This is a genomic window from Imperialibacter sp. (genome assembly GCF_048007035.1).
Classification (GTDB): Bacteria; Bacteroidota; Bacteroidia; order Cytophagales; family Cyclobacteriaceae; genus Imperialibacter.
Genome location: NZ_CP180355.1, coordinates 1,719,567 through 1,744,350, shown reverse-complemented (window position 1 = coordinate 1,744,350; position 24,784 = coordinate 1,719,567). Strand labels below are relative to the sequence as shown.

Below are 24,784 nucleotides of genomic sequence, written 5' to 3'. Positions count from 1 at the left end.
CTAGTGGTTGACTTTACCATTTTCAGGCACAAACACCAGTGTGCTCATGTCATCGTCAACCAGCATTTCATTGGCAAGTTCTATGATATGCTCCCTGGTGATCTTTCGAATGTCCCGAAACACATTTTCCAGACTTGGAACAGAGCCCATATCCAGCAGACTTTTAGCCATCATCAGCATCATGCTGCCATTGTTCTCCTCGCTCATGGCCAGCTGACCCATGAGCTGCTCCCTGGCTTTGTGAAACTGCACCTCTCCAAGCTTTCGTTCTCTCAGCATGGCAAACTCTTTCCTGATTAGCTGGAAGCTTCTGGAAATATGCCTGGGGTCTGTGCCAAAGAATACTGAGAACAACCCTGTGTCCACATAAGGGTTATAGTTGGCGTCAATTGAATACACGTAGCCAAACTTTTCCCGGAGAGACATATTCAGTCTGGAATTCATCCCGGGTCCTCCCAGAATATTGGCCAGCATAAAAAACGGAATCCTTCGTTCGTCCGCTATTTTGTAGGCAGGCCGGCCTATGGCACATTGAGCCTGTGTGATGGGCTTCACTTCTGATAGAGACGATGGGCGATAAGGGCCAAACAACTTTCGCTGCTTTGAAGAGCTGAAGGTTGGCGAGTCGTTGAGGTGTTTTCGCACCAACCGCTCTATTTTTTGTAGCGAAAAATTGCCTACCGTGGAAACCACCATTCTTTCAGAATCGAGGTTTTCCTCTAAAAACCTTTTGAAATCACTTTGGCTGAAGCCCCCGACAGTTTCTTGCGTGCCCAATATATTATGCCCCAATGGATGCTTTGTAAAAACTACCTCATCAAAATCATCCATGATGGCGTCTTCCGGGTTGTCCTTATACATCGACATTTCCTCCAGGATCACATTGCGTTCTTTTTCGATCTGTTTTTCCGGAAAGGTGGAATTGAAAGTGATATCCGTAAGGAGCTCCAGTGCCTTTTCGAGATGAAGGTCGAGGACGCTGGCATAAAAGCAAATCTTTTCTTTGGTGGTGTAGGCGTTTAGTTCTCCGCCCAGGGAATCAAGCCTGTTAAGGATGTGGAAAGACTTCCTTTTTTTTGTGCCCTTAAAAGCCATGTGCTCCCAAAAGTGAGCAATCCCTAGTTGGTCGGGCGACTCATCTCTGCTCCCAACGTCCAGCATGATGCCAACGTGAGCAATTTTTGTGGAAGCTACCTGCTTGTGGACTAATCTAATACCGTTAGGTAAAGTAATAAGGTCGAATTCAGCCATTTACATTTGTCAGCCTGCAAAACTAATATTTTTAAGTGGTTAAGCCACCAATGGCCAAAACATTACCTTCCTGCTGAATGGTTCCGTTTGATTTGAAGCCACCGAAAAAGCGAATGGCCGGTCAGTATCCTGCCGGCCAAAAAAAAATCTATCGGGTTTGTTTATTTTAACCAACCTCAAAATAGCCCGATAGTTCGCAAAAAGTATCTTACAACCTGAGTTCGATATAAGAAGGTTATATAGCAACAATGACGGTCATCTTTGGGTTAACGGTAAATTAAACTCGAAGCAATAAACACCACATGACCGTCATTGCGATGAAGCCGACCAACGGCGATCTATGTGAACGGTTACTTTGCGACTGAAGCAATCTGTGTATTAGGACTACGCTCCGTAGTGAAAAGATTGCCGCAGCTGCCAACGAAATTGCCAACACAATAGACGATCACTAAGGCAGCTTCGCAATGACGACCTATTTTGAGTTAGCGTATGCTAAACTCGAAGCAATAAACATAAGCTGACGATATTCTTATATCGAACTCAGGTTTACAGTGATTTCAAGTAAGCATAAATCGCTTTAAGTTCTGTCTCAGTATACTTTGAGGTAGTGGGCCAGGGCATTTCTTTTGGATTCAGGCTTCTTCCTTCCGGCGTAACTCCGGTTCTCAAAGTATTCATGAACTGCTCTTCTGTCATTTGACCAACCCTACCTGTGGAAGTGATATCAGCAACCGGGGGCAATCCGGGAGCGATTGGCCCTCCGCCCTTGAGGTTCTCTCTGTGGCATCCGGTGCATACAGCTACCAGATACTTGCCAAAAGCAGCTGATACATTTTCCTCTACCTCTTTGGGCCAGCCCATGTTATGATCGATCATGTCGACGGGCAGCAACGGAACCTTATCAAAGTGGGTGAGTATTCTTCCGAGAAAGCGGATGTCGTGTGTCGGCAGGTCGCTATCCACAGGTGGAATTGTCTGGAGGTACGACAAAATAGCGACTATGTCCGCTTTGCTAAGCTGAACGATTTCGTGCGATGGCATAAACAATAAAGGTTTGCCCTCCTTGTTTACTGCGTGCCTAAGCGCTTTGAGCCAATCAACTACGCCGTAGTCCGACGGGCGACCGCCTTTACCGGATGTGAGGTTCGAGGAAACGATTCTCCCAAGTAACGGATCGTCAATGAACACCTTGCCAGCCAAATCGGGCCCATGGCAATCGTCGCATGCTTTGATCGCCACCAGGTGGGCTCCTCTGGTAAGTACAGCGGTGTCTGCAGACAATGTTACAGGATCTTCCCGGAACGAATACTTTTTATTGAACCTCGCCTCAGTGCTCAGATAGATATAAGCGTAAGCGATAATCAACAGCGAAAAAATACAGGCCAGAACAATGCCGACCCATTTGAATGTTTTCTTTAGCATAAAAAATTTGTTGTGACTAGCCGCTTAACGGGCAAACCTTTGCCATAGTGCTACGTAAAACGGAGGGTTTGCTACGCAAAAAGTAATTTTTATGCCGTCCAATGATTTTTTGAAATTGGCTTATGCGGATGTGTTTCCGTTTGCCCCAGGTGCTGACCCCAAAGCACAACCAAGCCTTGATGTAGAGTTTAAGTTGGCTACAAACCTTGGGAGACATTCTTGCATCAATCACTATTTTCAAGGGATTCAGGTGTGTTTTATGACAGCCGAATTTGCAAGCTCTCTGGAGATTACCTACGAAGAACCCAGACAGACCTTTAGCTTCTGTTTCAACTTTGACGGGTCGGTGGCTTCGCTGCACTGCGGGAAATACAATGAGCTGAGCAAGGGTTTTTATAACTTTTTTTATGACCCCGACCCCTCTAAAGCTCATTATTTTAACAAGGAATATTCCTACGACATCTTTCATATGACCGTGGAGGCAGACACCCTCCTTGCTCTTATAGGCCAGGATGACCTCCTCTATGAAAAGTTTTCCCACCACATTTCCAGGCAAACCGGTATTCCGGGTTTTAAGGCCAACCTTCCGCTGACTGCCCAGGTAAAATGGATCATACAGTCGATCAGGTTTTGCCCATTGAAAGGGGCTGCTAGAAGACTGTTTATTGAGTCAAAGGTCTATGAGCTATTGGCGCTACAGGTAGAAGTTTGGCAAAAGGAATATGATCCTCGGACCTTTTTCGAGCCAATGAGAAAAGATGCGGAGCTGATGCATGCAGTAAGGGAATACCTGCAGCTCCATTTTCAAGACGATCTGAGCCTGACAGCTATTTGCAAAGAATTTGGGATCAATGAATGTAAGCTGAAAGGCGGTTTTAAAGCAATGTTTGGAAAGACTGTCTTCGGATATATTCAGGAACTCAGAATGGAATTCGCCAGGCAACTGTTGTTTCAAAAAAGGATCTCTGTCGGGCTCGTAGCGGACAAGCTGGGCTACCGAAACGCCAATCACTTCTCCACGGCCTTTAAGAAATATTTTGGCGAAAGTCCGGGTAATGTGAGGAGTTAGTAATGTGACGTTGGTAAATTTGAGGCCTTTGTTACATTTTGCCATCAAAAGTGAAAGCATGAAGGCTTCGGTCATCTTCAGTACATACAACTCACCCGCCTGGCTTGAAAAGGTGCTATGGGGTTTTAGCGTGCAAACGACAAAAGACTTCGAAATAGTGATTGCCGACGATGGTTCGGAGCAGGAAACCAAAGAGTTGATTGAAAGGCTGCGCCCGGAAATGGGAGTGCCTGTCAAACATATTTGGCAGGAAGACGATGGCTTTCAGAAGTCACGGATTCTCAACAAGGCCATTGTGGCGGCTGAAGCCGACTATTTGATTTTCACAGATGGTGATTGCATTCCCAGAAAAGATTTTGTTGAGGTTCATTTAAAAAGGAGAAAGCAGGGTCATTTTTTGAGTGGGGGGTATTTTTTGCTTCCCATGGAAACGAGCATAGCGATTGCGAAGGAAGATATTTTGACTCAAAGGTGCTTTAAAGTACGTTGGCTTAAGGCGCATGGCCTGAAGGGAAGCATAAAAACGCTGAAGCTATCGGCAAAGGGACTTTTTAGATACCTGCTAAACGGGTTGACGAGAACCAAACCTACCTGGAATGGTCATAATTCGTCGGGCTGGAAGAGTAACATTCTGGAAGCCAATGGGTTCGACGAAAGGATGCAGTATGGCGGCCAGGACCGGGAGCTTGGAGAAAGGCTTGTAAACATGGGGATAAGTGGTATTCAGATAAGATACAGTGCGATTGTTGTCCACCTTGATCATAAAAGAGGCTATAGAACCCAGGAGTCGGTGTTGAAAAACAGAGCCATACGAAAGAATACCAGGGACTCTGGTAAGAAGAGGACTGAGTTTGGGATTGTCAGAGAAAATGTTTGACAAAACCTGTTAAATTGATAGCGACTGAAACAAAACCTTCCGCTTTAATTAAGAAAATGAGAATTTGTATTGCTCGCTCTCATAAGGATGTCTTAACCCAGACTTTCATTAGAAATCAGATCAAGGGACTGTCAGAGCGAGCTGAAGTATTTCCTATTTATTCGGGCAGACTTCCGCAGCGTTCCGACGATGGAAAGCTACTGTCGCCATATCCATTTTGGCTCATTCATCAGATCTACAAATGGATAACAGGGCGTCAAAACAATTACTTTGGAAACTACGGTATTTTGAGATTTCTCAAAAATAATAAAGTTGAAGTGCTGCTGGTCAATTTTGGGACAACGGCTTCATACTTTGTTCCAATATGTAATCAGGCAAACGTTCCTTTGGTCGCCCACTTTCACGGGAGAGACGCCTCAAAAAGCAATGTGTTCAAGCGCTATATCCATGGATATCAGGAGCTATTCAAATATGCCGCCGCTATTGTCGCTGTCTCCAGCGAGATGAAGAACAAGTTGATAGAGGTGGGGGCCAGTGCTGATAAAATTCACATCATACCCTATGGCGTTGATTTGTCAATTTTCAAACCATCGGACATACCCAAAACTGATCAGCCTGTATTCTTAACTGTTGGGAGGTTTGTTGAAAAAAAATCCCCCCAGTCCACAATCAAAGCCTTTGCCATCGTACTTAGATCAGTGCCAGCGTGTCGATTGATAATGGTGGGAGATAAATCGGGAGAATTTGACCAATGCGTTCAGCTGGTTAATGAGCTCGGCATTCAGCAATCAGTAGAATTTGCCGGGGGCTTGCCTCACGCCGAAATCATCGATTTCATGAACAGAGCAACGGTGTTTGTCCAACATTCCGTCCGATCCCGAGATGGAGACATGGAAGGTACACCAAACAGTATTCTTGAGGCCGGAGCCTGTGGACTTCCGGTGGTTAGCACTTTGCATGGGGGGATTAAGGACGCAATAGTTGAAGGTGAGACAGGCTATCTGGTGGCAGAGCATGATATTGAGGGAATGGCCAGGCAAATGTTGCGGCTCGCACAAGACTCAGGGCTGGCAGTTGAGATGGGGAGAAAAGCCCGTCTGCGGATAGAACGGGAGTACAATATTCATACTCAGGCTGATAAGCTTTTTCATCTCCTGCAGACTGTGGCAGGAAAATCCAATTAGGTTTACGTCTACTCTTTTTCCACCGCCTTCAGGAAATATTTTGGGGAAAGTCCGGGTAATGTAAGGAGTTAGTAGTGCGAGGTTGGTAAATTTGAGGCCTTTGTTACATTTTGCCAACAAAAGGGAAAGCATGAAGGCTTCAGTCATCTTCAGCACATACGACTCAACGTCCTGGCTTAAAAAGGCACCATTGGGTTTTAGCGTGCAAACGACGAAAGACTTCGAAATAGTCATTGCAGGCGATGGCTTTCAGAAGTCAAGAATCCTCAACAAGGCTATTTTGATTCAGAAATGTTTCAAAGGATATTGGCATAAGGCACATGACCTGAAGGGGGGCATCAAAACGCTGAAGCTATCGGCAAAGGGAGTTTTTCTATACCAGCTAAACGGGCTAACAATGACTAAATCTATGTGGAATGGTCATAATTCGTCGGACTGGAAGAATAATAATTTGGAAGCCGATGGATTTGACAAAAGGACACAGTACGGTGGTCAGGGCCCGGAGCTTGGAGAAAGGCTTGTGAACATGGGGATAAGTGGCATTCAGGCAAGGTTCCGTGCGACTGTGCTTTACCCTGATCCTAAAAGAGGCTACAGAACCCAGGAGTTGAAAAACAGGGCCATACGAAAGAATACCAGAGACTTTGGCAAGAGGTGGGCTGAGTTTGAAGTAGAAAAAAACAATCAGTTGGCATGAAATCGTCCTTGATTATTTCGGTATATAAAAATACTGCGGACCTAAAAGTGGTGCTCGATGGTCTTTCTTTTCAAACTGATCAGGGTTTTGAAATAATTGTTTCTGAGGATGGAGAGTGCCCGGAAATGAGTGAATTTGTGGCCAGCTATCCTTTTAAAAATGACTATCAGCATTTGACGCAGCCAGATGTTGGATGGAGAAAAAACCAGGCATTGAATAATGCAGTTAGGAAGGCCAAATCTGACTACCTGATATTTATTGACGGCGACTGTGTGCTCCACCATAAGTTTATTGAGAATCACCACAGGTATGCATCGAAAGAAAGGATCCTTGCCGGTAAACGGGTGAAGTTGGGGCCAGGGTATTCAGCTATTCTGCGTCAGAACACCGCTCATCTGCCAGGCTTCGAAAAGCAAGTGCAGGGCGAACTTTCGAAGGCGAAAAAGGATGGAGCAAAGTTTACCGAGGAGGCTTATTATATCAACCCGGATGGCCTGTTGGGTTTCGTGCCGAAAATTCGAAAGATGCACCAACTTAAGGGGTGCAACATGTCTTTTTTTAAAGAAGAGATAGAGAAGATCAACGGTTTTGACGAAGACTATATTTTGCCTGCCATTGGTGAGGATATTGATTTGACGTGGCGGTTTTTGGGAATGGGGTTCAAACTGTATTCGTTGCGAAACCTGGCCGTGCAGTATCATTTGTATCATAAGGAGAACTGGACGGATCAGTCGGAAAATGAAGGACTGATGAAAATAAAGCAACAGCAAAAGCAATTTGTTTGTCGAAATGGGCTTGAAAAGATGGAATAGCTAACTGTTATTGATTTAAATGCAGGGGACGATTTTAGATTCGTTTCTTAATAACGGCAAGAAAACCCAAACGATAATGTAGTCCTATCTTATCCGAAAGAATTTAGAGAATACTCGCTAGCTTTACAGTGATAATTAGAGACTTCAAGGATGAATAGAAAGGAAATAATCAATCGTATTAATAGTGCATGGGGAGTTGAAACCTACCTGGAAATTGGCGTGCAAACCGGAAAAAACTTTCTGAAGGTGTCTGCTCCCAAAAAAATAGCGGTAGATCCAGAATTCAAGATAAAACTGAAGCGCAAAATTTGGTATTTTTTAAGCTATATTAAATCCAGATTTTTTGAAATGACGAGTGACGATTTTTTCACGAATCATGCTCCAACTATTTTTAAGGAACACCCGCTAGACGTCGCATTTATAGATGGATTGCATACATATGAGCAGTCGTTCAGAGATTTTGAGAACTGCTTCAGGCATCTTTCTAAGAATGGGATAATCATGTTCCACGACTGTAATCCAGACAGCTTTGAGGCCGCTGCCCCCGCTTTTTCACCTCAGGATATGAAAGAGAAATTTCCAAAAAAGGAAACATATGAGTGGAACGGAGATGTTTGGAAATCAATAGTGAGATTGAGATCACTCCATCCGGAACTTGAGGTTTTCACCCTTGACTGCGATTATGGGATCGGGGTGGTTCGACGAGGAAAGCCCCACGATATGTTGTCTTATACCCTGGAAGAGATCGACAACCTGACCTACGCTGACCTGAAAGCAGATAGAAAACGTTTCTTGAACTTGAAGAATGCTGCCTATCTCAATGAGTTTGTTCAGACACTATAACTCAGTCCCACTCCACCTCCATTACTAATTCGTGATCAACCACTACTGTGGTGAACTTTGCGTTTTCAAACTGCTTCACCTGCAGGCTGTTTGTCTCGCTGCTGAAAAACTCCTGTTTTATCACACTGAACCTATCTTTTTTATGAAAAAGGACGACGTTCTTTTTGCCCTCACCCTCAAGCGTGATAGACTTCTTCTTATTGGCTGATTGCGGAGCTACGGACGTCGGCACAGGAATCTCCACCAGGTCTTGCGTGATTCTGGAGAGCAGCCATTTTGCGCTTGGCACACCGTGACCCATATAATTGTTTGGTGCCCCTGCCAGGTGACCAGACTGCAAGATGAGTGCTTTCAGGTCGGTGTTTGAGAGTGCCGGAGATTTTTCCCAAAGGCAGGCCGCAAGTCCGGTTATTACCGGAGCAGAAAACGAAGTGCCAGATGAGGCAAAGCAGCTAATGTCGGGCTTTAAAAACGGGGTAAAGCCGGTGCCCGTTGAGCTGAAGGGCATTTTTCTCCAAAACTTTAAATCAGTTGAGCCCACGGTCAGCACGCCGGGGGCGTCAGCCGGAACGTCAATTACCTTCCAGTCGTTGTCGCCGTCGTTTCCCGCTGCCACAACAATGAGCATCCCTTTTTCTTCGGTGGCCTTTTGGCAGGCAAGGCTAGCCAATGCGGTTTTTCCGTCCATCATTGCAGGCGTGTAGTTTTCTGCCGGGTTGTCGTAGTCGGTGTTATAGCCCAGCGAAATATTAACCAGCTTTACTTCCAGGCTGTCCATCCACTCCAGGGCTGCGATGAGAAAATCTTCTTCCTGCCGCTGCTCCCTGGCTCCGTGGTCTGTTCGGGCCAGGTAGTAGTCGGCACCGGTGGCCAGACCAAATTGAATTCGTTTTTGAGCATTGTATCCGCCAGTTAGCTCCCACACTTCAGTGCCATGCTGATCGTCCAAATTTCGGAAGCCACCGAACGGATCAGTGTCTGACGGCTGTAGAAAGTTGCGAAATGCTACGAGCCGGTCGTCTGCAATAATCGGTGCCAGCGACGCTGTCTGGTCGGCACCCAAAAAACCACCATCGATGATGCCTATTTTCACTCCTTTCCCGGTAAGCCCCTCATTAGTAAGGATTTTGGCATCCATCTGCTCCAGGGCAAAGCCCAATGTGGACTCTTTAAATAAGGTGCGCTGAAGTTTCAGGGGAGTCACCTTCCTGGCGCTGTCTATGCCATCGATCTCGTTGTCAAGGTTTCCGTGGGCCGACCAGGCATGAAACCATTTGCTCCAGGTCACGGGTTCCAGTTGTCTGCTCTCAAGTATTTTTTGGCTTTCTGTTTTAGAAATACCTTCGCTAAAGAAATACCAATACTTGTCCTGTGCACGAGCAGACAGGAATTGGAGCGACAATAGGCAGATAAACGAGACTTTTAACAGACCGTACCTACTTCTGAAATGTTTCCGATGTGCTATCTTTGAGTCAGACATTGTCCAATTATGAATTAAATCTAACTAATAGAATGAGATATCGCCCGGCAGGAAAGGAGCTTTTTACTCACAACAGAGAAAAGCTGCAGAAAAGATTGAAGCCCAATAGTGTGGCCATTGTGAGAGCCAACGATATTATGCCAACCAATGCTGATGGTACCATGGGCTTCAGACAAAATGCTGATCTCTTCTATCTTACCGGAATCGATCAGGAGGACACCATCGTGCTGCTTGCGCCTGATTTCCCTGATGAAAGTCTGCGAGAAGTTCTTTTTCTAAGGGAGACAAGTGAAGAGATAGCCATTTGGGAAGGGCACAAGTTTACAAAAGAGGAAGGCCGTGAGATTAGCGGTATCACAACGGTGAAATGGTCGCATGAATTTCACAAAGTGTTGTACACCATTCTGGCGGAGAGCACCAACATCTACCTGGAATCGAATGAGCATATAAGAGCAGCTTCAGATGTGACCACCAGCAATCAGCGCTTTGTAAAATGGTGCATGGAGCATTATCCCTTGTACAACTACGAGCGGCTTGCTCCGATACTGTATGACCTGCGATGCATAAAATCAGAGAAAGAGATTGAAATCATCAAGCATGCCTGTGACATCACGGCCAACACTTTTCGAAAGATGCTGGGGCTGATCAAGCCTGGTGTTTGGGAGTACGAAGTGGAGGCGGAATATATATATGAGTTTATTCTGCATCGCTCCAGAGGCTTTGCCTATACACCTATTATAGGTGGGGGCGCCAATTCATGTGTGCTGCACTACATCGAGAACAACCAGCAACTTAAATCCGGTGATGTGCTGCTGATGGACGTTGGCGCTGAGTACGGCAACTACAACGCCGATCTTACCCGCACTGTGCCTGTAAATGGTAAATTTACTAAACGACAAAGGGCGGTGTATGATGCGGTGCTGCGTGTCAAGAACGATGCCATTGACATGCTGACGCCCGGTGGTGTGATACCTGAGTACCATAAGGAGGTTGGGAAAATCATGGAAAGCGAACTTTTGGGGCTTGGTTTGCTCGACAAGACTGATATTAAGAAGCAGAACCCTGAGTGGCCTGCCTATAAGAAATACTTTATGCATGGGACAAGCCACCACCTGGGTATTGATGTACACGACGTAGCCAGTATTTATAAGGTATTTGAACCGGGAATGGTTTTCACAGTTGAGCCGGGAATTTATATCCGTGAGGAAGGGCTTGGAATCAGAATTGAAGACAATATTGTGATCACCAAAGAGGGCCATGTCAACCTGCTGGCGGGTGCTCCCTGCCATGCTGAGGAAATCGAGGATTTGATGAACAGGTCGTGAAAAATGCTTTCAACGCAGAAGGAGCTCCCGAGCCGGTAGGGCTTTATCCGCATGCCCGCAAGGTAGGAAACTTACTTTTTCTCTCTGGTGTGGGGCCCAGGAAAAAGGGAACGAAGGAAATTCCGGGTGTTGAATTGGACGAGGCCGGACATATAGTTTCCTACGACATAGAAGCGCAGAGCCGTTCCGTTTTCAACAATGTAAAACTGATTCTTGAGGCATCGGGTAGCAAGTGGGAAAACCTGGTGGATGTGACCGTGTTTCTCACCAACATGAAAGACGACTTTGCTGCCTATAACCGTCTTTATGCAGAGTATTTCAAAGACAACCAGCCCTGCCGGACGACGGTGGAAGTAACTGCTTTGCCCACGCCCATTGCCATTGAACTAAAGTGTGTGGCTACAATCGAATAAAAAAAGCCAACATTTCTGCTGGCCTTTTGTCGAGGTGAGAAGATTCGAACTTCCGACCCCCACGTCCCTAACGTGGTGCGCTAACCGGGCTGCGCTACACCTCGAAAATCACTATCGAAGAAAGAACTCTTTATACTCTCTTTGGATAAACTCTTTGTTCCGAGTTTTTTTCAACAACTTTTCAAACCTAAGACCTTCTGTCTTCGTTTCAAAATCCCTTTGGAATATGAGCTCCCAGGGGCCTTTGAAGCGAGTGTAGAGTGACCGATTACTGTTATGTTCTTTCAGTCGTTGTACTACATCATCAGAGGAGCCGTAATACCAACGACCACTTTTCGATTCAATGATGTAGACACTATACACATCAATTTTTTTTTTTTGGAGGCAATTGCCAGACCCTCCCGACTCGTCGGGATGCGCTAACCGGGCTGCGCTACACCTCGATTCCCCAAAAGGGATTGCAATATTAGTAAAACACCCGTACATTCTAAAAGTCGACTCTCATTAAATTAGAGAAGAGGTGACAATTTTTCTCCCGGTATTGTATGAAATTCTCCGGTGAGGCAACACTTCTGTTGTTTTGATTTCAAGAAGTATAGTTTTTTTAGCAGGCAACCTTTTCAACTACTTATCATGTATTGTTTGTAAAGACCTCAACCACCGTCATTGAAAGATTCTGATCATAGCGAGCTGAAGCGAATTATTAAAGGCTGCATGAATGGAAGAAGGGCTCAGCAAAAAGAGCTCTATCAGTCATTCTACAGCTATGCTATGAATATTTGTGTGCTCTACGCAGAAAGCAGGGAAGATGCGGTGGAGATTATGAACGACGGCTTTATGAAAATATTTAAGTACATCGGCAAGTTCGACCTTTCCAGGCCGTTCGTCCCCTGGCTGCGGAGGATCATGATCAATGCAGCCATCGACCGCACACGGAAGGATCTTCGATTTAATGAGATGAAGGACCTCGAAGAAGCAGAGTCGGCGGAAAGCGCCGACACGGTAATATCAGGTATTTCGCACGAAGAGATACTTGGGATATTGAAAAACCTCTCACCAGCGTATCGGACGGTGTTTAATTTATATGCCATTGAGGGCTACAAGCATGAGGAAATAGCCAGGCAGCTGGGGATATCCGTTGGTACCTCAAAATCTAACTATGCTAAAGCCAGAAAAAGACTTCAGGAGCAATTGAAAAACTTCTTTGAATCGGAAAATGTCTGACAAAGAGCAAAATATCGAAAACTTTTTCAAGAAGAGACTTGGCCAAAAGGACTTTCCTTTCAGGGAAGAAGACTGGTTGCTAATGGAGGCTCGACTTGATGCATCTGTTGTTTCTACCGGACGTAGAGGGAGCTCTTTTGTAGGGCTGAAGGCTGTTGCGGTCGTAACAGTGCTTACCATTGTTGCTTTCTTGTCAGGGTGGTTTCTTAACGAGCATTTTGATAACCAAGTGGACAAAAATGGGGAGGTCGTAACAGTTACCCGACCCAAAGATAGTGACCCATCAACTCTTCAAATGGACAGCCATGCAACAGAGGAAAGCGAAAGCAAGCCGAAAATTCAAAGCCAGACTCAATCAGCGGAAAGCAGCGACAAATTGCCTGGCAGAGAGGGCCTGTCAGATAGAAACGGAGAACCTTCAACATCAAACACAGCGGGCATTGGTGGGGAAGGTGGGGCGGAGCAAAGAGAGCCCTCGTCGCAGCAAGGAAGGGCAAATGCGGCAGCCAAAGCCAGCTTTGATGCCGACGAATCAAAAGCATCAATTGGAAACAAAGAGGTGCCCCAAACACAGCAATCAGCTGGTCACCTGGGTGTGGAACCCGTAAATGACTTTTCAGAAGCAGGTTTCGAAGATGAAGGGCGTCCAGAGGTAATCACACATCTGAGCAACAAACAATTGCCACATTCCCCGCTGATCGGTTACAAGGCAGCCCTTAACCTGGCACCGCCGTATACGGCCAATCCACCAGAGGCAATTCCTGACGAAGGTTTTTACCGGTTTGCGGTTGGACTGGCCGCCTCTCCGGATGTAAGCAGTATCGGCTTTCACCCTAGTTTGAAAGAAATAGGCAAGGGGTTTGGGTTTTTAGCTGAGTTCAGTCCTGGCAGGCGCTGGAAGCTGTCAGGTGGTGTGTATAAGTTCGACAAGGTATATGCTGCCGGTGCAGGCGACTACAACCCGCCGTTTGGGTCTGGCTGGCCTGGTGGGATAGAACCGATCCGCACAGACGCTTCGTGTAGTGTGCTGGATGTACCTATTACTGTCAGCTTGCAAGTGGTTAATATTGGCAGAACCCGGATTTGGGTTAGCGCAGGCATGTCATCTTACTGGATGCTATCAGAAAACTATAGCTACGTCTACGAAGAAGGTGTGGAGGGGCGGTACAAAGGTTGGTCCGGGCAAAATTGGAGTAACCATCCACTCAGTGTGGTTTCGGCTTCGTTCAGTGTTGAAACCTACTTATCAAGACATTTTTCAGTTCAGCTAGAGCCTTTTGTGAAAGCGCCGCTGGGAGGAGTTGGCTATGGTGATGTGCGTTTGTTTACCACAGGAACCCTGGTCACAGCCAAATATCATTTTTTGAAAAAACCATAAACTAAGACTATGAGAAGAAATTTACTTTTACTAACAGGACTCGCCGTATTTCTTTCCTCTTGCGGGGGAGACGACGAAGATGCCACACCGGACTGCACTGTCAGCGACCTTGTTGTATCCATTGCAGAATCGTCGAACGATGTTTGCGGGCAAGGAATAGGGGAAATAGAAGCAACGGCAACTGATGGAGCCGGGAGCTATGAGTTTTCTATCGACGGGCAATCATTTCAAAGCAATGGACTTTTCACGGGCTTAGAGGCAGGCACCTATACAGTAACCGTGAGGGACGCCAATGACTGCATGAAAACTGTGGCTGCAAGTCTTTCTGACGAAGACGGCCTTACCATCGAAGCTACTTCCACTTCCTCGACCTGTGGGGCGTCGACTGGTGCAATTGCTGTTGAAACCACGGGTGATGGTGGCAATTTCCAATACAGGCTGGATGATGGTGCCTTCGGCAGTGCAAGTGAGTTCACCGGGGTTTCAAGCGGACTTCACATTGTCACAGTTAAGGATGAGATTGGTTGTGAAGAAGACAAAGAGGTTTTGGTATTGTCAGGCGTGAGTTTCAAAGATCAGGTCTCTTCAATTATCACCAACAATTGCGCCGTGGCAACCTGCCACAACGGAACCGCCGGCATACCGAACTTCACTTCGTTCGGAGCTATTCAGGAAAATGCTGCCACTATCAAGGTGACAACAGGTAACAAAACGATGCCAAAGGTGGGTTCATTAACTGATTTGGAAATTCAAACGATAGCTTGCTGGGTCGACGACGGTGCCAAAGACAATTGAAATGGTGTTTTGCATTTTGATTTGCGACTGAAGCGTGTGTATTACTAAAAAAGGGGCCATTTGGCCCCCTTTTTTCTTCCATACTTTTCAGTGGGCAGCACTACTTTAATATATAGTACACATTAGTCAGCCATTTACTGGTGTCTGCCTCGGTAGTTGGATCAGTTACATACTCTTCAATCACCATGATGTCCTCGGTCATTTCAAGCCCCTTCGCTGTGAAGTAGTCGTCCATGGCGTAATGTGCCTCGCCGCTGCCCTCATAAGCACCGTAGTAGGCAATTTTGTAGCCACTGCCGCCTGCTGGGAATGCCTCAAACCCCTTGAGAGTGTACTCGCCCTCGACAGGAATGGCTGCTGCCATAACGGTCTGTTCGTTGGCTTCATCCCAAACAAAGTAGATGCTGCTGGGAGCTCCTGCCATCGGGGCTTTTTTCTTCGTCAACTCGCCGTAGGCAGCACCAAAACTGCTGGCCATAAATCCCTGCATGTCGGCCCATTTCACAGTATCTTTTCTGCCAATATATGTTCGTGGAGAAAGCTCCATCTTTTCCACTTTTAGGCCTCTGAAAGTGTCGTTGCTGGCAATTGCCTCAGTCATTTTTTTAAGCTCTGCGAGGCCAGCTTCATAGTCTTTGCCAATAAAGCCGTCCATCATTGGTACCATCAGGTTCATGGGTCTTGGGTTACTTCCCTGCATGCCCCACGTAACTTTTGTTCCGCCGTCAACCTCTTCCAAAGTGATGTAAGTAGAGGCCTCTGACTCATAAGGCGCCAGAAAGACTAGTTTTTCGTCAACACGAGAGTCTGTTATGGCCGTAATTTCCATTGAGCCTTTCCCCACGTCGTCATTTCCTTCCCAGGAATACTTAGCGCCCACCTCTCCATCAGTTCCTGTGATGGTTTTGGTCATATTTGGATCAAGCTTTCCCCATGGATTCCATTTGGCGAAGTTTTCGAACCTGCCGACCTGTTGCATTACCAGCTTCTTCGGAGCGTTGACAGTGGTGCTTCGCTCCACATTATACTCCGTAGGAATCATAAATATCGCCGCCGCCACAACCAACACAAGGGCAAGGACAATGTAAAGGATAATCTTAAGTGCTTTCATAGGATGATAAGTTTGGTAAACCATAAAATTAGGAATTCCATAACTTAAGAAGTTGGTATTTAGGTAATTAATTTATCACCACCATTTTTTGGAGTCAGCAAGGAACCCTTAACGGATCAAAAATGTCTCCGTTTTCCCGTCTTCTTTGCAGAGGTAAAAGGCGTTGTAGAGGTCATAGTGAATGTCGTCGTAGACGGAAGGGATCACATCAACCCCCTTTTCATTGATCAGGCCTTTCTGCCCTCTTTTTTCGACCACAAAGAGCCCGTTGGGCAGTAGTTCAAGCTGGTTGAAACGAGGAAGCATGACGTAGGCTGACTTTCGGTGGTAAAAGCCATATTGATTTCCCTGCCTTAAAATATAGGTGTTCTTATCAACAGACTTGATCTCGTCAAAGTCCAGCCCAACCACTTCATTGCCACTCCTGTCAATGATACCAGACTTACCATTTCTAGAAACAACCGAGATACCATTGGAAAAAGGAGTAACTGAGTCGTAAATGGGCTGAACAACCAGCCGTTCTATTTTGTCAATAAACCCCCAGTGTCCCCGGAGTTTTATCGCCGCCATTCCTTCCTGGAAAAAAGCCGCACTGTCGTATCTGTTCGCAATTCGCAGTTTATTGTCCAGGTCAACGAAGCCGAATTTGTCGTCTTTCACGATACCAAAAAATGCTTCGCTCAGTCCGGATACTCCCTGATATTTACTTGTACCGTCACTAATCTTATTACCGTCTTTGCCATAAGACCACCAGTAATCTCCCTGCCTCAGAAATACGACCGAATCCATATCGGGAATCATCACTTCGTCAAACTCAGGCGCTGTCACTTTTTGCCCTTTCGAGGTCAGCAAACCAAAGCTTCCGGATTCAGTTTCTTCGATCAGCCACGATTTTTCAGCGTATATCGAATGATTGCTCGTGTGTAGCCATCCACGACCAGGCGTCACAAGGTCTGTCGACTCACCATTTTTGATCAGAATCACGGCTTCATTAATCACCTCACAATAGTCGTGCTTGGGTTCGAGCACCCAATTGCCGTTGATGTCTATAACGCCCCATTTTCCTACATACTCAACTGCCGACATGCCTTCAACAAAGCTGTGAGCCCGTTCAAATTTGTGGTCGATGACCATTCCGCCGTTGAAGTCAAGGAACCCCCAGTAGGCATCCCGCCTGGCCATGATCAATTTGGATCCTTCGGGCTTTATCTGGTCGTAAGAATGCCTTGTAACTCTCCGGCCGTAAGTGTTATATACATCCCACAGCTCTTTGTTGTTTTTTACTATCTGCGTGTAAAAATACTTTCCATCAAAATAGAGCGAATCGTAGTATTGCTCAAGAAAGGGTTCACCCGACTTGTTGTACACCCTGAATTTGTTTTGCTCCTTGCTCACAACAAAATTCTCGTCAGTGCGCACAACACTCCAATTACTTTTGTTGCTAAGTTGTTCTCCGGAAATATTGATGATGGCTTCGCCCTGATAAGTCTGAACCCTGTACAAACTTGGCCCGATAGTTTCGATGTCGTCGAACGAGAATGTTTTCAGCCTTTTGTTCTTTCCATCAGTCAGGTGCCACGACGGATAGGTGGTCAGGCGCAGCACCGAGTCGTTTTCAGGGACAATTTCTTTGTAAAACGGCTCCAGTATCATACTGCCATCATTGCGCATGGCACCCAGCTTGCCCTCCTTAGAAATGATGAGGAGGTTGGAGTTGACACGGAACATGCTATCGAGATTTTCCACCGGCAATTTCAACCCGCCCACGGTCCACACCGATAGCTTGTCTCTTGCATCAACAGCCTGGTAGATACCGTTGCCAGCATACTTGATAGCTTTGTATTGGAAGGGGATTAGGGTAGCCTCAAGACCTGAAATAAGGCCGTAGGAAATCTTTTGGGTTTCATAACGGGACGCTATGTAGTTGTCTCCAGATGGGATAATGTCGTAGTACTGGAAGCCTACCAGGGCCATGCCTTTAGTGTCAAGCACGCCGAAGTAAAGAAAATGTTCGAAGCTGTCGGTTCGGGACGCCTTTAGGAAGCCGTTACTCATGGGGGAGAGGTCACGGTAAACAGCTTTGGTAATCTGCTGATCATTTAGCGAGCTCAAACCCCAAAACCCATTCGATTTATAGCCGATAGTGGACGACAGTGGGTCGACACTCCCATTGCTCCATCCGATGTCCTCATATTTGGCCGGGATAAGGATTTTGCCCTGGTCATCCTTCAGTCCCTTTCGGTTATTTAGCTCGAAAACTTCTAATACCCGTTCACTGGCTTTTTTGCCATACGAGAGAATTGGCGCTAAAACAAGCACCAATGAGAACAGGAACCTAACTACAGAAAGCTTCATACGCCGCTAAATTAAGCAAACAGTTAGGAAAAGCGGCAATAAATTAAATGATCGGGGATTGTATGCTTATGAATTGGTCGTTTCCGACTGCTTTTCGAGGTCAAACAGGTCGTTCAACACGTCGATAAGCGTTTCAGCCTCACCTCTTTTGCAGGCGGCCTTCAGCTGAAGCACAGGCAGCTTAATGATTTTCTGCATCATGCTCCTCGTTACCTTCTCCACTAATTTGCTATCATCCATGCTAGCTCCCTTGAGATACCTGGCAACTTCCTCCTGCCTGATCTGCTCAAGGGCGTTCTTCAGCTTGTTGATGGTGGGCGAAACTTCCATTTCCTTCGACCAGTCGAGCAGTTCAGCCATTGATCCGGAAATGATGGCCTTTACCTGTGGTATTGCAGCCAGCCTTTTTTCCAGTGCCTCACTTGTTTTGCTATGGATGTCGTCAATGTTGTAAAGCAGGGTTCCGTGCACTTCTTCTACTTCTTTTTCAATACTTCTTGGTACCGAAAGGTCAAGCATGTATTTGAAGGAAAGCGATTCACCGTTTTGAAGGTGCTCTTTTCTGATCAGAGGCTCTTTATTGGCGACAGACGAAATAACAACATCAGCCTCCTTCATGGCTGCATAAACTGTGTCGAACGGTATGGCCTGAAAACCACACTCAAGAGCTATTGTCTCAGCTTTCTCAAACGTTCTGTTGGCAATGAAAACCTCTTTGCTTTTGATGTACTCAAGATTGCGACAAACATCTTCTCCTATTTCACCCAGCCCAACGATCAAAATTTTTGGTGTGGGGATGGCGGCAGTAAGCTCGCCAATCAACTCAACGGCCGCATAGCTCACAGAGGCTGCGCCGTCTCTGAAAGAGGTTTCCTGAACTACCTTTTTATTGGTGAAGAAAATCGTGTGCATCAGTCGGTGCAAAAATGGGCCCGCCATGTCCTCATCAGCCGACCACTGGTACGACCGCTTGACCTGATTGGCTATTTGCAAATCACCAACTACCTGCGCCTCCAATCCCATGCTCACATCGAAAAGGTGCTGAAGGGCGTCTTTGTGGTCGTTAATCACCACGAAGAAATCTTTGTAGTCGCCAATATCACTGATTGACCTTTCGAGGGCAATCAGTTTGATGATGTCTTCGGAAAGGTCTGTTTCTGACGAATAATAGACCTCAGTCCTGTTGCAAGTGGAAAGCACTAGTGCCTCATTGATGGGCGTAAATTCTTTGAAATACTTGAGCAAACGCTTGCAGGCCTCCTCATCGAAGGATACAAGCTCTCTGATATTGAGCGGGGCGCTTTTGTATGATAGACTTACTGCTTTGAAAAACTTATGCATTTTCCACTTTAATTCGGGTTCAAAAATAGCTCCGTATTGATTTTAAAGGAAATGACATTTGTCAGATAACTCAATTTAGAATGAGTTTAAATTACAGACAAATGCCCGGTACTGGTAGATGAACAGTTTTTTGCCTTGAAATTGTTTACTGGAAGCCAAAAATATCTAACTTAATATTCAACAAATGCTTCTTACGGTCTATGAGCCAACTAAACAAATGGCTAAGAGAGAATTTTGGCTACAGTAAAAAAGAAATTAATGGTAGCATCATTCTTCTCTTTATCATTAGTGTACTATTCCTTGGAGTCTATGCACTTGACTACTACAGGTATGCTAGTAACGAGTATTCGTCTGAAAAAGATTTGGAACTTTTAGACAAATGGGCAGCGGAGCTTCAATGGGCTGAAGACATCGAAGAGGATAAGGAAAACCCCCGGCAAATGTTAGCCCTTAGCAATTTGGAGAGATTTGATCCCAACCAGGTTTCGGAGGCGCAACTGCGACAAATGAATATACCACCCTACCTGGCATCCAATTGGAGTAAGTATACGAGCCGGGGAGGTAGGTTTTATGATAGCAAAGACTTGCTTAAACTCTATGGAATGGATTCCTCTATTTTTGAACAGCTCGCTCCATATTTATCAATAGCGAAAACAAAGTCCAATTCCGACAATGCCAGGCAAATAGCTGAAGGAAAGTCAACGGTCGTCAAGGAAACAGCCAGGTTAATCGATATTAATATGGCAACAGCAGAGGAGTTGCAAGCGGTACGAGGCATAGGCCCGGCTTATGCTGCCAGGATCATCAAATACCGGAATGCGCTTGGTGGGTTTCACGACCGTGGGCAGCTGGCGGAAGTATATGGCCTCAAACAAGAAACGGTATCCGCCTTGTGGGAGAAGTTTGATCTCAATCCTGCTAATTGCTGTGTAAAGCTGTCGGTCAACACCATCCATTTGGATTCGTTAAAAAGGCAACCCTATATTAACTACAACCAGGCAAGAGCTTTGGTCGCCTACCGGGATCAGCATGGCAGATTTGCCAGCTGGAACGACGTGGCAGAAATAAAAATCATTCCAGATTCAACCATCCAAAAGTTAAAGCCGTATTTTGAATTCTAGTGAATAATGAACAATTAGGTTTATCGTTTACCTGATAGTTATCGAAAGGCCGCAAGCCGTCTTATGCGAAAAATTCTGCAATCCTACCTTCGTAAGCTTACCAATCTCACTGCCAATAATAGGTCGCTGCTTTTGTTGCGCCTGGCTTCCGATCAGTTTCTCGATTTGCATGATTTTGACTTCACTCTTGGGCAGCCCTCGTTTCATGTCATCAACGACCTGATAGCGCAAAAGACTAAGATTCCACTGTGCCAGATCATGGACAGCAGGGACTATAATAACAACAACCTAAGCGTTGGCCTGAAAAAACTGCACAGGCTTGATCAGTTTGTTTTTCAGGAGAGGGGCGGTAGGGATTTGTATGTGGGCTGGCCGTTTGTACATGGCAAATTTAGTGATGGCACGCTGGTGCGGTGTCCTCTGCTTTTTTTTCCAGTGTCTCTCGAAATGGATCAGAAAAACTGGGTGATGGTGCCCCGAAAGGATGTCAACGTTACCCTGAATAAGACATTTCTGCTGGGGTACGCTTACTATAACAAGATTTCGCTCGACGAGGACTTGATAGAGCGGGTTTTCGACGATTTTGACAAGGACAGTCGGGTCTTTCGCACAGCACTTTACGAGCTTCTTAGGGATAGCAAAGTAGAAGTCAATTTCAATCCCGAAAATTTTACTGATCAGCTGACTGGTTTCACCCCTTTTCTCAAAGACAAGTTTGAGCTCGGGCACGACACAGGGAAGCTGAAGCTGATGACTGAAGCAGTGCTGGGCATCTTCCCTCAAAATGGATCCTACATGGTGCCTGACTATCTTAAACTCATTGAGGAAAACACGCTGGAAAGCCTGGAAGACTTCTTCGTTGGTAAAACCAACCTGGAAGATGTGGTGGACAAAGTAGAGTACTCCTATGTCAGCAAGATAAAAGAAGAACAGACTTTTACGCCATTTGCCATCGATGCTTTCCAGGAAAATGCTTTAAAAACGGTAAAGAATGGCCATTCACTTGTGATCCAGGGGCCTCCTGGCACAGGCAAGTCGCAGCTTATCTGTAACCTCGTTTCGGACTTTATTGCCCGGGGCAAAAAGGTGCTGGTGGTTTGCCAAAAGAGGGCGGCGCTTGACGTGGTGCACCAGCGGTTGAGCGAGAAAGAACTTGGGGCGTTTGTAGCGCTGGTGCACGACTTCAAAAATGACCGAAAGGAAATTTACGAGCAGCTAGCCTCCCAGATCGACCGACTTGATGAGTATAAGGTGAAAAACAACTCTCTGGATGCTATCCAGCTGGAAAGAGAGTTTACCCAGGTTAGCAGAAAAATAGATCAGATTTCGGAAGAGCTCAACGAGTTTAAGCAGGCGCTGTTTGACGATAAAGAGTCAGGCAAGTCTGTGAAAGAACTTTATCTCTCATCTGATCTCAAAGGGAGAACCATTACCCTCAAGCAGGAATACAAATATTTCACTTACGAGAAACTGGAGGCCTTCCAGCGCAAGATTAGTTATTATGTTAAGTATTCTTCAGTCTTCCGTACGGAGGAGCACCCCTGGGTAGACCGGGTTTCATTTAGTCACTTTGGTGTGGCAGAGCTCGGGAGGGTGAAGGAGCTGGTGGCAGAAATTCTGAAGTTCAATCAAGCCTTGGCAACAAGGTCTAAAGAGGCCCTGGGTGAGGCATTGAGCTTCGATGAGTGCCAGGACATGCTGGAGCGCCGGGGGCAGGTAAAAGAGATGTTTTCTCTCATCAACGACAAGACTGTGTACGAAACTTTTGTGCACATGTCGGCTTACCCCGATAGCGAAACAGATGCTCTTTGGCTGGCCAATAATGAGCGGATATTGATGGAGTGCTACAAGGGGCTGGGCCCTGAGTTGTCAACTCCAGGCAATGAATTAGGAAGGTTGCAGGAGGTTCTGGAAAGAGGGCGTAAGGCAAGAAAGGGGCTTTTTAGCTGGTTCAGGTGGAAGTTCTTTTCCAAAGACAAAGTGTTTATTTCACGGGTGCTGGTGGCCAATAATTTGGAGAGCAATAAAAAGGGGTTTGAGGAGTTGATGATCATGGTGGACAGCCGCCTGAACCTGGAACACAACCTCACCAAGCTAAGAACCAGCGAGTGGATACTGAATCCTCCGAATGCCATGTCGAAGATTGACCTGCAAAACTGGTTTTTCTTTGTGAGAAGGGCGATCAACGCAAAGATGATCTTCAGTTCGCTGAGACCCGTAGCAAAGGTGGTCAACCCAAAAAACTATTCTTTTGAAGAGTTAAAAGAGCTTACTGACCGATCATTTGAAGCCCTGGAGGAGATTCCCTTGAAATGGGAGCAGTGGCAGGGGTACTTCACGCCCAAGCAGATCAAAATGATCATTGGAAAGAAAGGGTACGCAGAGGAGTTGCTCAAGCGGCTGGACAAGGACTTCGACAGCCTTGTTGAATACGATAAACTGCTGGATAGCGTGCTACCCTACGAAAACCAGATTTTTGAGAAGCTTGAGGAAATTTCGCCCGACTGGGATGAAAAGGAGTGGAATGAGATTTTTGAGAATAGCCTAAATCTTCAATGGATCGACCATATTGAAACAAAATACCCCATTTTGAGAGCGGTGTCTTCTCTGAAATTGGATACTTTGACAAAGGAGCTTCAGGAGGCGGTGCTGAAGAAGAACCAGCTGAGTGGCGATATACTTTTATTGAGAATTAGGGAAAAGACATACAGTGAAGTGGAGTATAATCGGCTCAACAACCCGATTACCTACCGTGACCTGCAGCACCAGGTCACCAAAAAGAAGAGAGTTTGGCCTATCAGGAGACTTTTGGCTCACATGTCTGCCGAGGCGTTCAGATTGGTGCCCTGCTGGCTTACCTCTCCCGAGGCAGCTTCTGCTATTTTTCAGCTGGATGAGATATTTGACCTTGTCATTTTTGATGAAGCTTCCCAGTGTTTTGTGGAAAATGGTCTGGCTGCCATGTACAGGGGCAAGCAGGTGGTAGTGTCAGGCGATGACAAGCAGTTGCAGCCCAATGATCTGTATAAAATCCGGTGGGAGCAAAGTGAAGAGGAGGAAGAGATGGCGCTGGAGGCTGACTCCCTGCTGACACTGGCAAGGCAGCACCTGAGTCAGGTTTCTTTGCAGGGGCACTATCGAAGCCGTTCGCTCGACCTGATCGACTTCAGCAACCACTATTTTTACAAAGGCAAGCTGCAGCTGGTGCCTCACTTCGAAGTAATCAACGAGGCAAAACCTGCTATTTCCTACGAAAAGGTAGATGGCATATGGGAAAGCAGCCGAAACGACGAAGAGGCTGCCAGGGTTGTGGATTTGATTGTTAGTTGTCTTAAAAAGTCGCCGGACAAAAGTATTGGCGTGGTTACTTTCAACGCCGCTCAACAGTCGCATATTTTAGACTTGCTGGATACGTATCAGGCGGATCATAAAAAGCTGCTGCCTGATTCGCTGTTTGTAAAGAATATTGAAAATGTGCAAGGCGACGAAAGAGACATTATTATTTTCACTATTGGCTATGCGCCCGATGCCAAGGGGAAACTTCAGATGAAGTTTGGCTCGCTCAACCTTGAGGGTGGCGAAAACCGCCTGAATGTGGCCGTGACCAGGGCCAAGGAACAGATTTTTGTGGTTAGCAGCATTTTGCCTCATCAGCTAAACGTTGATGGTTTGAGGAATGAGGGGCCGAAGATGCTGAGAAAGTACCTGGAGTACGCTTTTACTGTTTCGAACGGGGAGTTCAGGCCTTATGCGCCTAAAGAGCCTACCTTCTCGCAGCATTGGTACCTCAAATCAAGAATGACAAAGTGGTTGGAGACAGTGCCTCAAATGCGAAGTATTTCCATGACAGAGGACCTGAATTTTGCTGACCTCACAGTCAAGAAAAGGGAAGAATTTCTGGGTCTTGTTTTTACTGATGACGACACGTATTTCAACAGCATTTCAGCAAAGGACGCCTATGTTTACCGATACACCTTGCTGATGGATAAAAAATGGAGGTCTACTCAGTTTTATTCCAGAGAGTTTTGGATTGATCCCGAAGGTGCCGAAGAGCGACTCTACAAGTTTATCGGACAAATCGAGTAA

Annotated in this window: 20 protein-coding genes and 1 tRNA gene; 13 read left to right on the top strand and 8 right to left on the bottom strand. The window is 46.1% G+C overall.

Features of this window, described 5'->3' with window-relative positions; all coding sequences use genetic code 11:
- Positions 1-1,251, bottom strand: a complete 1,251-nt coding sequence (locus tag ACMVP2_RS07780) for a M16 family metallopeptidase (protein WP_416867292.1) — start codon at positions 1,249-1,251, stop codon at positions 1-3.
- A 546-nt stretch (positions 1,252-1,797) separates the two neighbouring features.
- Positions 1,798-2,673, bottom strand: coding sequence for a cytochrome c (locus ACMVP2_RS07775; RefSeq protein ID WP_416867291.1), 876 nt, complete (start codon positions 2,671-2,673; stop codon positions 1,798-1,800).
- Between the two features lie 91 nt (positions 2,674-2,764).
- Here ACMVP2_RS07775 and ACMVP2_RS07770 point away from each other — a divergent pair, with 91 nt between their 5' ends.
- The 6 genes from ACMVP2_RS07770 (at position 2,765) to ACMVP2_RS07745 (ending at position 8,155) form a co-directional block, all read left to right on the top strand.
- The gene (locus ACMVP2_RS07770; protein WP_416867290.1) at positions 2,765-3,742 is read left to right on the top strand and encodes a helix-turn-helix domain-containing protein; all 978 of its coding nucleotides are present in this window, start codon (positions 2,765-2,767) and stop codon (positions 3,740-3,742) included.
- Positions 3,743-3,800: 58 nt separating this feature from the next.
- On the top strand, positions 3,801-4,619 hold the full coding sequence (locus tag ACMVP2_RS07765; RefSeq protein ID WP_416867289.1) for a glycosyltransferase family 2 protein: 819 nt from the start codon (positions 3,801-3,803) through the stop codon (positions 4,617-4,619).
- Between the two features lie 56 nt (positions 4,620-4,675).
- Positions 4,676-5,803, top strand: a complete 1,128-nt coding sequence (locus ACMVP2_RS07760; protein WP_416867288.1) for a glycosyltransferase — start codon at positions 4,676-4,678, stop codon at positions 5,801-5,803.
- A 130-nt stretch (positions 5,804-5,933) separates the two neighbouring features.
- On the top strand, positions 5,934-6,500 hold the full coding sequence (locus ACMVP2_RS07755) for a hypothetical protein (protein WP_416867287.1): 567 nt from the start codon (positions 5,934-5,936) through the stop codon (positions 6,498-6,500).
- Positions 6,497-7,312 (top strand): glycosyltransferase, encoded by an 816-nt coding sequence (locus ACMVP2_RS07750; protein ID WP_416867286.1) that lies wholly within the window; start codon positions 6,497-6,499, stop codon positions 7,310-7,312. The genes ACMVP2_RS07755 and ACMVP2_RS07750 overlap by 4 nt, the downstream gene beginning before the upstream one ends.
- Before the next feature lie 150 nt (positions 7,313-7,462).
- Positions 7,463-8,155 (top strand): class I SAM-dependent methyltransferase, encoded by a 693-nt coding sequence (locus tag ACMVP2_RS07745; RefSeq protein WP_416867285.1) that lies wholly within the window; start codon positions 7,463-7,465, stop codon positions 8,153-8,155.
- Position 8,156: 1 nt separating this feature from the next.
- On the opposite strand, the gene ACMVP2_RS07740 is transcribed toward ACMVP2_RS07745, so the two are convergent.
- Positions 8,157-9,635 carry a S8 family serine peptidase gene (locus ACMVP2_RS07740; protein ID WP_416867284.1) on the bottom strand — a complete coding sequence of 493 codons (1,479 nt, stop codon included), beginning with the start codon at positions 9,633-9,635 and terminating at the stop codon, positions 8,157-8,159.
- Positions 9,636-9,667: 32 nt separating this feature from the next.
- On the opposite strand from ACMVP2_RS07740, the gene ACMVP2_RS07735 reads away from it, so the two are divergent.
- Positions 9,668-10,960, top strand: coding sequence for an aminopeptidase P N-terminal domain-containing protein (locus tag ACMVP2_RS07735; protein WP_416867283.1), 1,293 nt, complete (start codon positions 9,668-9,670; stop codon positions 10,958-10,960).
- On the top strand, positions 10,957-11,373 hold the full coding sequence (locus ACMVP2_RS07730) for a RidA family protein (RefSeq protein WP_339788069.1): 417 nt from the start codon (positions 10,957-10,959) through the stop codon (positions 11,371-11,373). Before ACMVP2_RS07735 ends, ACMVP2_RS07730 begins: the two co-directional genes overlap by 4 nt.
- A gap of 29 nt (positions 11,374-11,402) precedes the next feature.
- On the opposite strand, the gene ACMVP2_RS07725 is transcribed toward ACMVP2_RS07730, so the two are convergent.
- Positions 11,403-11,477, bottom strand: a tRNA-Pro gene (locus tag ACMVP2_RS07725).
- 7 nt (positions 11,478-11,484) lie between these two features.
- On the bottom strand, positions 11,485-11,859 hold the full coding sequence (locus tag ACMVP2_RS07720; RefSeq protein ID WP_416867282.1) for a GIY-YIG nuclease family protein: 375 nt from the start codon (positions 11,857-11,859) through the stop codon (positions 11,485-11,487).
- Positions 11,860-12,039: 180 nt separating this feature from the next.
- Here ACMVP2_RS07720 and ACMVP2_RS07715 point away from each other — a divergent pair, with 180 nt between their 5' ends.
- The 3 genes from ACMVP2_RS07715 to ACMVP2_RS07705 are packed head-to-tail and all read left to right on the top strand — an operon-like array spanning position 12,040 to position 14,770.
- Positions 12,040-12,597 (top strand): RNA polymerase sigma factor, encoded by a 558-nt coding sequence (locus ACMVP2_RS07715; RefSeq protein WP_226940593.1) that lies wholly within the window; start codon positions 12,040-12,042, stop codon positions 12,595-12,597.
- Positions 12,590-13,975: a hypothetical protein gene (locus tag ACMVP2_RS07710; RefSeq protein ID WP_416867281.1), complete on the top strand. Its 1,386-nt coding sequence runs from the start codon at positions 12,590-12,592 to the stop codon at positions 13,973-13,975. Before ACMVP2_RS07715 ends, ACMVP2_RS07710 begins: the two co-directional genes overlap by 8 nt.
- Positions 13,976-13,984: 9 nt before the next feature.
- Positions 13,985-14,770, top strand: coding sequence for a hypothetical protein (locus ACMVP2_RS07705; protein WP_416867280.1), 786 nt, complete (start codon positions 13,985-13,987; stop codon positions 14,768-14,770).
- A gap of 100 nt (positions 14,771-14,870) precedes the next feature.
- Here ACMVP2_RS07705 and ACMVP2_RS07700 read toward each other — a convergent pair whose 3' ends face one another.
- The 3 genes from ACMVP2_RS07700 to hemA form a co-directional block, all read right to left on the bottom strand.
- Complete coding sequence (locus ACMVP2_RS07700) at positions 14,871-15,881, bottom strand: SRPBCC family protein (RefSeq protein ID WP_416867279.1); 1,011 nt, start codon at positions 15,879-15,881, stop codon at positions 14,871-14,873.
- Between the two features lie 108 nt (positions 15,882-15,989).
- On the bottom strand, positions 15,990-18,236 hold the full coding sequence (locus tag ACMVP2_RS07695; protein WP_416867278.1) for a WG repeat-containing protein: 2,247 nt from the start codon (positions 18,234-18,236) through the stop codon (positions 15,990-15,992).
- A 66-nt stretch (positions 18,237-18,302) separates the two neighbouring features.
- Complete coding sequence (hemA, locus tag ACMVP2_RS07690; RefSeq protein ID WP_416867277.1) at positions 18,303-19,577, bottom strand: glutamyl-tRNA reductase; 1,275 nt, start codon at positions 19,575-19,577, stop codon at positions 18,303-18,305.
- Positions 19,578-19,777: 200 nt separating this feature from the next.
- Here hemA and ACMVP2_RS07685 point away from each other — a divergent pair, with 200 nt between their 5' ends.
- Positions 19,778-20,698 (top strand): helix-hairpin-helix domain-containing protein, encoded by a 921-nt coding sequence (locus ACMVP2_RS07685; RefSeq protein WP_416867276.1) that lies wholly within the window; start codon positions 19,778-19,780, stop codon positions 20,696-20,698.
- Between the two features lie 63 nt (positions 20,699-20,761).
- Positions 20,762-24,784 carry an AAA domain-containing protein gene (locus ACMVP2_RS07680; protein ID WP_416867275.1) on the top strand — a complete coding sequence of 1,341 codons (4,023 nt, stop codon included), beginning with the start codon at positions 20,762-20,764 and terminating at the stop codon, positions 24,782-24,784.